The following is a 5,212-nucleotide window of genomic DNA, read 5'->3' as shown; positions in this document are numbered from 1 at the left end:
CACGCTCCACTAGCGCGATTGCCCTGCCTGGACCGGCCAGCTGACCGTCAGGACCTGGCTACGGAAGGCGTTGCCCCAACCAGCGCAAAGGCCGGCCGAATAGCTGGTTCTGATGCCACTGMCGCTGGATGACCAGCCGCCGGCCCGCGCGCAGCGCGTCGCGGAGCCGGGCGGCGGGTGAGGGGCGTCGCGCGTCCTCACGACCCCGCGCCTGCTGGTGCAGGAAGTGCGCGCAGGCCAGGCAGACCCCGACCTCGGGATGGCGACCGAGCCGGACCAGGTCCTTCTCCTGATACGTGCCAGCGCAGCACCAGCACTCCAGCGGCTCGGCGGCGTCGGACGCTGTGCCCGCGACTGGCGTCGTCATGTGAGCCTGCCTCTCGTCCGGTCAGGTCGCCGTCACGCCGGCGAGCAAATCCTCGCCGAGCTGGCCTGGGCCGATGCCCTGCCCGAGAAGCAGCGGCCAGACCGGATGGGCCGCGCCGACCCGCAGCCCCAGGGCGCGCGGCGCCGCGACACCCGCGCCGGCCCGGCCCGCAGCCGAGCGGGTCACGCGCAACACGCAGCACACCATAGAACAGCTGCTCGGCGTGGATCTCCACCTCGCGGCGCGCGCCCGCGGTGCGCAGACAACGAGCTGCGAACAGTCTCCGCCGGCCGACCGCTGGAGCGTCCTAATTGCCTGATCGGCGTCGACGAGCAGGACAACGCGGCCCCGGGCTCCTCGACCCATAGGGGGTAGTCCGTCAATCGGAACCGGCGAGCCATGCCATCGCGCTGGATCAGAGAATGGATCACGGCTATCACGTCCTCCTGGAAGGCATCCTCGCCGCGTCACGCCACGCTGAGATGATCGATAGTCTGCTCCGGGCCCACCGGGGGCGCAGCTTCGTGTTCTATCTCGACGTGTGCTTCGAGGAGACACTGCGCCGGCACGCCACCCGACCCCAGGCGGCGGAGTTCAGCGGGGAGGACATGCGGGGCTGGTACCTGACCCGCGACCTGCTGGGAGTTGAYGGCGAGCAGGTCGTCCCCGAGCACTTCACGCTTCAGCGCACGGTCGCGTTCATCGGGGCCGCCACCGGACTGCTGTCGTCTTCCGCCCCGTCCGACCGCCCGATCGATCCCGACAGCGCTCCCCGCTGAGTTCGTCGATCGTGACCACGCCGTCGGTTGCAGTCAGGTATATGTCGGGGTCGACACTCAGCCTCGGCGCGGCCAGGCGGTGCGACCGTCGACACGATTCCGGTAACCGGACGATCAGACCCTGCGTATCAGGAGCGACACCGGCTCGAAGCAATGGCCGCCCCCGAGAGCGTCTCTCCAGGTCAACAGGGGTTCGGTTCGACGAACAGCTTCTTCGTCGCCGCAGGAATGACCGGCCGTCGCCGTCAGGACGATGGTGTAACGGTTCCCCTATGCCTACGGTCAGTGAGGGCCGCTCCCATGATGAGGATCGACTGCGCGACGTCCTGTAACCCCCCTCTCGGGTCCAGCCCCGGCCCGGACGACAGACCGGGACGGCCGCGCCGATCGCCAGGGGGCGCACCCGTCGGAGCCGGACGATCGTCGCGGGGGCGGTCCTGATGGAGCCGGAGACGTTCGCCCCAGCAGAGCCCGAGGGCCCGAACGTGGCCAGGGTCTACGACTACTTCCTCGGCGGGGCGCACAACTTCCCCGCCGATCGGGAAGCCGCGGCGCGGGTCGTCGAGACGTGGCCGCAGATCCGGGACACCACCCGGGTCAACCGTCTGTTCCTCGGTGAAGCGGTCCGCTTTCTCGCCGGCGAGGTCGGCCTTCGTCAGTTCCTCGACATCGGCTCCGGCATGCCGACGATGGGCAACGTCCACGAGGTCGCCCAACGGGTCGCGCCGGACGCCCGCGTCGCCTACGTGGACCACGACCCCGTCGCGGTCGCGCACAGCCAGATCCTGCTCGCGTCCCATCCAAGGGCGCTGGCGGTGGAAGCCGACCTGGCCCGGCCCGAGGAGATCCTCACCCATCCGGAGATCACCAGCCTGCTGGATCTGTCCCAGCCGGTCGGGCTCCTGCTGGTCGCGATCCTGCACTTCTTCCCCGACAACACCGACCCGCAACGACTCGTCGCGTCACTGCACGCAGCCCTGCCAGCAGGCAGCTACCTGGTCCTGACCCACGCGACCGGAGACGGGCAGGGCCCGGACGTCGCGAACGCGGCCGAGGTGTACCGGCGCACGACCGCGCCGTTCCAGCTGCGCAGCCGTGACCAGGTCTCGCGGTTCTTCGACGGCACGGACCTGGTCGAGCCCGGCGTGGTCCTGCTGCCGGGCTGGGAGGACGACCGTCACCGCCGGGCGACGACGGCCGAAGGACGGCTGCCCGCCTACGCCGGCGTCGCGCGCATCCGGTGAGCACACGGTCCGGCTGCTCGACCTGTTGGCCGGCGGCCGACGTCCGCCGGGCTGGTGGAGCACGCCGAGGGATGGATCGTCGCCGCGACCGCCGATCTGGGGCCACGGGCCGAGGCGGCGTTCGGACCGACGGTCACCGCCGGCGCCGCGCTGAACGCAACCCTCGCCGCGCTCGCCACGACCCCGCCGGCCCCGACAACGGCGACGTGGCCACGGCGCCGCCCGGCGCTGATCTGACCGTTCCCGAACGACAGACGGAAGGCACACGTCCATGGTCACGACGCCGCACCGGCCACCGGGAGGCCGGCCACCGCCCGCACCACGGCCTTCCCCCAGGCCCGCTCCGACCTCCACGGACGTGGCTGGCCCGCGCCGCTGGCCGGCCGCGGACAGCCCAAAGATCATCCCCAGGCGGCAGCCGGACCGGGCACCGCGCGACAGAGGTCCCCGCTCATTGGAGCACGCCTTCGATCAGCTTCGAGGCGCCGCGATCGATCTGCTCGACACTCACGTCCGCCACGGTCGCGTCTGCGCTGGCTGCGGGCGCGGATGGCCGTGCGGTGTTGTCCTGCTCGCCGATCACAACCTGACGCTGGTCGGCGACGCCGCCCCTGCCCCGATCCCTTCCGCCGGGCGGCCTATCGCTGCCGCTGCCCGCTCCGGGAACGGTCCGCTGTCTGCAAACTCCGCACCTCCGCCTGCGGCGGCTCCTCGTGGCGGTTCCCACCCGTCCGTACCCGCGCCGTCCGAGCGAGGGACCGCTTCTGTCCAAATCCCTGCGCCAGGAGAACGTATGACCGCCGCTCTCGCCGCCACCCCGTCCACAACGCCCGATCCCCCTGCCGACCGGCTGCCGCAGCATGTCCGRCACTATCCGGCCATTCCGCGGTCGGCCCACGCCGCCCGCCGCGACGCGACCGCGCAGCTGCACCGCTGGGGCCTCGACGGGTTGACCGACACGGCCACCCTCGTCGTGTCGGAAATGATCACCAATGCGCTGGTGGCCAGCAACCGCCCTCTTAGCATGCACGGGGGCGACGACGTGGCGTCCCGGGTCGCGATGCGCCTGACCTACAGCCACCGTGACCTGATCGTCGAGGTGTGGGACAGCGGCCCCGGCCGCCCGACCCGCCGGGCCGCCGACACCGACACCGAAGCCGGCCGCGGCCTGCACCTCGTCGCCGCCCTCGCCCGAGACCTCGGCTACTACCCCGTCCGAGTCCGCACCCCCGACGGCTACCGAACCAAGGGCAAGATCGTCTGGGCGGCGCTGCCCCACGAAACTCCGTCCATCCCGCACCTCCGTCACGGCCCGGCCGAGAACCTGCCGCGCCGTGACCCGCCGCCCCCCACCGACGCGGGCGCGCCGAATCCGGACGCGTACGACCGCGCGCTGCTGCAACGCGTCCTCGACGGACTACGCAACCTCGACGACTGGACGCCGGCCACCACACCGACCAGCTCCGTGCACCGTCCAACCGGCCGAGAACAGCAGGCAACCCTATGAGCGCCCCTGTGGACACCACCTGCCCACCGTGGTGCGACCAGCCCGCCGGCCACCTCCACGTCGAAACAGCCGGCCCCGGCGACTATCACATCTCCGCATTCACCCTGGTCGACCTGCCGGAGATCCCCGGAATACGCGATGGCACCGCCATCCAGGTGGCCATCGAACAGTACGTTACCTCCACGACCACCTACGACCCTTTGATCTCGCTCGGGCTCGGGGATGACGACCCCGAAAGCGAGGCCCTCACCCTCGACGAAGCCGACGCGCTCGCCGCGGCCCTCACCCGCGCCGTCACCGCGGCCCGCGGCGCCCAGACACGCCAGAACCTGAACGGCGATAGCTCTGCCTGACGCCGCAGCGCGCCACTCACCCGTCCGCGAGGCGCGACACCCACCGCACCTACCACCACCTGGCCGGAGAGCAACCGTGACCGTCGACTATCAGGAGACCAACGGCCCCGCGATCGACGACGTCGACCTACCAGGCCAGGTCGACGCGGGCCTGCTCAGCGCGCTGGTGGACGTCATGCCCCCCCGCCTGTTTGCGATCGTCGCCGAACCCCCCGACCCCACCGATATCCACGTTGTCGCCTGGGGACTCCGCTTCGACGATCAGGTGGCCGTCGTCGGTATCGACGGACAGATCAGCGGCAGCTTCTCCTCTCTGGACCGCGCCCTCTGGCTGTTCTCCTACGTCGACGCCACCCTGCGTGTCGTCTGGCATTCCCCGTCGGGGCCCACCCGCCCGCACCACCCCCGCCGACGGATCACCCGACTACGACGCTGACGATCAACGTCACGCCGACCTCCGCCATGCCGGTCCTTCCCGCCGATCCATGCCCCGAACACGGCCCTGCCGCGACCGGCACCGACGCATCGCCACGCCCACCCGGACCTCCGACGACGAAGTCACCCGATGCGATTTCACCGACACACGGTCCCGCCCGCGCTGCGTCCGATCGTTCTGCTCGCGCGCATGCACGATCTCCTGCCGCCCGAACAGTTGGCGAGCCTTCTCGCCAGCTTCACACCGCCCCTTGACCCGACGGAACCAGATTGGACAGACCTGTGCTCGGCCCTGGAAACCTACGACCAGGCCGAACGGCTCGGGCTGAACCTGGATGAGGCTCGCGCGCAGGTCGACGCCGCTGCCACGATCCTCCATCCGCGGTACTGGCTGTCGCCAACCCGCCATAGGCACCGCTAGCGAGGCGTGCTCGCGACCGGGCGTGGTGTCCGCGGGCACGAAGCGGTCTGACACGTGCGAACAGATGGACCCTCCAATGCCGAACAGATCGCACGTCCGCACGCCA

10 protein-coding genes are annotated in these 5,212 nt (G+C 70.8%); 7 read left to right on the top strand and 3 right to left on the bottom strand.

Annotation, left to right across the window (positions count from 1 at the left end):
• Positions 1-58: 58 nt before the first annotated feature.
• Together KBI5_RS23750 and KBI5_RS26710 are read right to left on the bottom strand one after the other, a co-directional pair.
• On the bottom strand, positions 59-367 hold the full coding sequence (locus tag KBI5_RS23750; RefSeq protein WP_085016532.1) for a hypothetical protein: 309 nt from the start codon (positions 365-367) through the stop codon (positions 59-61).
• Between the two features lie 21 nt (positions 368-388).
• The gene (locus KBI5_RS26710; RefSeq protein WP_157902587.1) at positions 389-562 is read right to left on the bottom strand and encodes a hypothetical protein; all 174 of its coding nucleotides are present in this window, start codon (positions 560-562) and stop codon (positions 389-391) included.
• 227 nt (positions 563-789) lie between these two features.
• Between KBI5_RS26710 and KBI5_RS23740 the strand changes: the two genes are divergently transcribed.
• From KBI5_RS23740 to KBI5_RS27225, 3 genes are all read left to right on the top strand, one after another.
• Positions 790-1,146, top strand: a complete 357-nt coding sequence (locus tag KBI5_RS23740) for a kinase (RefSeq protein ID WP_085016530.1) — start codon at positions 790-792, stop codon at positions 1,144-1,146.
• 440 nt (positions 1,147-1,586) lie between these two features.
• On the top strand, positions 1,587-2,390 hold the full coding sequence (locus tag KBI5_RS23735) for an SAM-dependent methyltransferase (RefSeq protein WP_085016529.1): 804 nt from the start codon (positions 1,587-1,589) through the stop codon (positions 2,388-2,390).
• 54 nt (positions 2,391-2,444) lie between these two features.
• Positions 2,445-2,627 carry a hypothetical protein gene (locus tag KBI5_RS27225; RefSeq protein ID WP_085016528.1) on the top strand — a complete coding sequence of 61 codons (183 nt, stop codon included), beginning with the start codon at positions 2,445-2,447 and terminating at the stop codon, positions 2,625-2,627.
• 214 nt (positions 2,628-2,841) lie between these two features.
• Here the strand turns inward: KBI5_RS27225 and KBI5_RS28545 are convergent, their stop codons facing one another.
• Positions 2,842-2,973, bottom strand: coding sequence for a hypothetical protein (locus KBI5_RS28545; RefSeq protein ID WP_277870132.1), 132 nt, complete (start codon positions 2,971-2,973; stop codon positions 2,842-2,844).
• 210 nt (positions 2,974-3,183) lie between these two features.
• Here KBI5_RS28545 and KBI5_RS23725 point away from each other — a divergent pair, with 210 nt between their 5' ends.
• The 4 genes from KBI5_RS23725 (at position 3,184) to KBI5_RS23710 (ending at position 5,106) form a co-directional block, all read left to right on the top strand.
• Positions 3,184-3,897: an ATP-binding protein gene (locus KBI5_RS23725; protein WP_085016527.1), complete on the top strand. Its 714-nt coding sequence runs from the start codon at positions 3,184-3,186 to the stop codon at positions 3,895-3,897.
• Positions 3,894-4,250, top strand: coding sequence for a hypothetical protein (locus KBI5_RS23720; RefSeq protein ID WP_085016526.1), 357 nt, complete (start codon positions 3,894-3,896; stop codon positions 4,248-4,250). Before KBI5_RS23725 ends, KBI5_RS23720 begins: the two co-directional genes overlap by 4 nt.
• A gap of 76 nt (positions 4,251-4,326) precedes the next feature.
• Complete coding sequence (locus tag KBI5_RS23715; protein WP_085016525.1) at positions 4,327-4,686, top strand: hypothetical protein; 360 nt, start codon at positions 4,327-4,329, stop codon at positions 4,684-4,686.
• Between the two features lie 129 nt (positions 4,687-4,815).
• Positions 4,816-5,106: a hypothetical protein gene (locus KBI5_RS23710; RefSeq protein WP_085016524.1), complete on the top strand. Its 291-nt coding sequence runs from the start codon at positions 4,816-4,818 to the stop codon at positions 5,104-5,106.
• Positions 5,107-5,212: the final 106 nt, after the last annotated feature.

The sequence above is a fragment of the Frankia sp. KB5 genome, assembly GCF_002099325.1.
In the GTDB taxonomy this organism is placed as follows: domain Bacteria; phylum Actinomycetota; class Actinomycetes; order Frankiales; family Frankiaceae; genus Frankia; species Frankia casuarinae.
This window is presented reverse-complemented; position numbering and strand designations above follow the sequence as displayed.

What these genes read in the sequence shown, in the direction of transcription:
- KBI5_RS23710 (WP_085016524.1), top strand. Translation starts at nt 4,816, where the DNA reads ATGCGATTTCACCGACACACGGTCCCGCCCGCGCTGCGTCCGATCGTT.
- KBI5_RS23720 (WP_085016526.1), top strand. Translation starts at nt 3,894, where the DNA reads ATGAGCGCCCCTGTGGACACCACCTGCCCACCGTGGTGCGACCAGCCC.
- KBI5_RS23735 (WP_085016529.1), top strand. Translation starts at nt 1,587, where the DNA reads ATGGAGCCGGAGACGTTCGCCCCAGCAGAGCCCGAGGGCCCGAACGTG.